The following is a 3,119-nucleotide window of genomic DNA, read 5'->3' as shown; positions in this document are numbered from 1 at the left end:
GTTGGCATATAACTACCATCTGTTGCTCCTACAATCTCTACGCCATTAAAAAACCATACAAAACTATAGGTTGGACTACTTAGTCCTGTATCTAAAACTGGAGCGTTAAGAACCTCACTACCGTTAGTGTCTACACATAAAATATAGCTGTCCTCTAAATCAAATACCGGTTGTGGATTAACTTGTAATGTTAATGGTGCTACAGCATAACAAATAGAGGTATCCATACCTGCTCCATCTGGTGTATCATTGTCTACTCGTGCCCAAATCACTTGTGGATTTACTAAGTTCTCATACAATAGCGGTAATGGATTAACGCCTAATTCTGCATCCGCCTCACTTGCATAGTAACTTACAATATAGTTCGCTGGATCTTGCCCATCGAGAATCAAATCGTTCTGTGTAGATAAATCAAACTGTGCACTATTGTTACTCGGATCGTTATCATCATCCATCTCATCATCACAAATCTCGTATAATATCGCCTCCATATCACTATTAGCTTCTGCTGCCTCTTGAACCTCTACATTAAAACTAGGGGTGCTTATTGAGCAACCAGTAGTGTTATTTGTAATCGCTACAAATATCTGTTGCGGGTTGGTTACATTCGTATATGGACTTACTAAAGCGTTCATAAGATCATCCGCATCCTGCTGAGTGGCATGATACGTTACTGTAAATAACGTTGGATCTTGACCATTTAGTACTTCTGCATCTTTTGTCGTTAAATCAAAATCATAAATACCATCATTGTTTAACTCACAGGCTATAAAATCTGTAACAGCTACAACATCTGGTAACGGATTAACTATTAATGTAAAGTTTACAATCGTAAAACAACCTGTTATATCATTTGTAACGCGTACATAAATCACCTGTGGCGTACTCGTATTGGTGTACATCGTTGGGTCTGGTATCGCATTAACTCCTTCTTCTGCATCGTCCGCATCCTCATAATAAGTTGGCGTAACTCCTGTCTCTCCATTGAGAAGTAATATCTCATTGGTAGTCAAATCAAAAACCTCTTCCATATCACCAGGATTGATATCATCACATAAAATCAACTCTGGCAATACTGATGTTGGTGTCGGATTTGGTAAAACACGTATCGTTAAGGTAATTGTATCGGTACACCCAGTATCGGTATCGGTAACAACTGCATAAAGTGTTTGGGGATTAGCTGGAGCTCCGCCTACAGATGTATTCGTATAAGCCTCTGCATCTACTGCATTAGTCTGAGCATCGGCATCGGCCTGGGTCTCATAATAACTTACACTCCAACTTGCCTCGCCGCCTGTAATCTCATTATCCTTTACTGTTAAATCAAAAACAGTTATCTCATCTGCTACATCATCATCACATAACTCTAATGGTGTTGGCTGTACTGCTACTGGTGGTAATTCTACTCGAATCTCAAACATACCCGTATCAACACAACCGTTGATTGTACTTACTAAACGTACATAAATCGTTTGTGGGTTACTTGTATTGGTATAGTTACCTACATTAGCTATTGGGTTGTTTCCTAATTCTGCATCAGACTCGGTAACATGATAAGTTAAGGTAACATCCGTTTGACCTCCTATAATCTCTGAATCCTTAGTCGTTAAATCAAATTGTGCTATGCCATCTGCATTGGTATCACAAATAACATAATCTTCTATCTCTACTGGAACCTCTGGTGATGGTAATACGCGGATTGTTAAGGTCTCTGATGCATTATAACATCCTGTAATCGTATTGGTAAGTCGGATATAAATCGTCTGAACATCCATAACAATATTAGTATAAGGACTCGATAGAGCATTATCTCCAGTCTCTGCATCTTCTTGAGTCTCATGGTAAGTCACAGCTGTATCCAACTCGCCTCCTATAATCTCTAAGGTTCTTTCCTCTAAATCGAAAACTTCAAATCCATCATTATCTGCATCACATACTTCCAAATCAATCGGCGCTGTAGGTGATGGTATTGGATTTACTCGTAATAATATCGTTGCTGTTGTGCTTACAAAACAACCTGTAACATCGTTTGTTGCGCGTACAAATATCGTTTGCGGATTTACTATGTTTGTATAAGGACTTGAGATAGGATTAGTCCCTGCATCCGCATCCGCCTGTGTCTCATAATAACTCAAACTTATTCCTGTTTGTCCGTTTAATATCTCATCTGTAGCATCTTCTAAAGTGAAAGACTCCATCTCATCACCTGGATTGTTGTCATCACAAAGCTCTAATGGTGTTGGTTGAATCAATACTGGTAATGCGTTTACAATTAACTCTAAAGATGTTAACTTATAACAACCTGTTGCTGGGTCAATATCCTCTACTCTAATCCAAATAATCTGATTAAAAGCTGTCGTATTGGTGTAATTCATTGGATTTGCTATAGCATTAACCCCTAAATCAGCATTTCCCATTGTCTCATAATAGCTCACTATATATTGTGTAGGATCTGCTAAATTCTGTAATATCTCTGGCTCCTTGCTCGTTAAATCAAACTGACCAAATCCATCCGCTGATAAATCATCACAGATCTCCAATGCCGTTGGCTCAGGACCTAACTGTGGCGTTGGATTTACGATAAGTATTAACTCCACTATAGTAGCACAGTCGGTCGCTATTGTAGAACTCTCTACACGAACATAAACCGTTTGCATGTCCTCCACTATATTGTTATATGGACTCGTAAGTGGATTAACATCGTTATCTGCATCTGCCATTGTCTCATGGTAACTCACTGATAAACTTGGATCTCCTCCTGTAATCTCTATATCCTTACTCGTTAAATCAAAAACTCCAAATCCATCACTATCTGGATCACAATACATTAATGGTGTTGGTGTGTTTGCTATTGGTGCTTGCTCTACGCATAACTCTAAAGTTGTTGTATTATAACAGCCTGTGTTGATATCTTGAACTCGTACAAACACGATTTGGCAATTAGTAATATTGGTATATGGAATAGGCAACGGATTTACATTGGCATCTGCATCAGCCTGCGTTAAATGATAACTCACTGAATAGTTCGCATTATTACCTGTAATCTCTGTGTTTTTTAACGTTAAATCTATACTCGTTAGACCATCTGGTGTACCATCGTCACAAACTTCTAATGCTGT

Annotated in this window: 1 pseudogene; it reads right to left on the bottom strand. The window is 38.6% G+C overall.

Annotated elements, in window-relative coordinates:
- Nucleotides 1-3,119 (bottom strand): annotated as a pseudogene (locus Q0787_RS19210) (hypothetical protein); the annotation flags it as partial.

Origin of the sequence: uncultured Psychroserpens sp. (genome assembly GCF_947492715.1) — a bacterium.
Lineage (GTDB): Bacteria > Bacteroidota > Bacteroidia > Flavobacteriales > Flavobacteriaceae > Psychroserpens.
The sequence above is the reverse complement of the archived record's forward strand: the minus strand, read 5'-3'. Positions and strand labels throughout refer to the sequence as shown.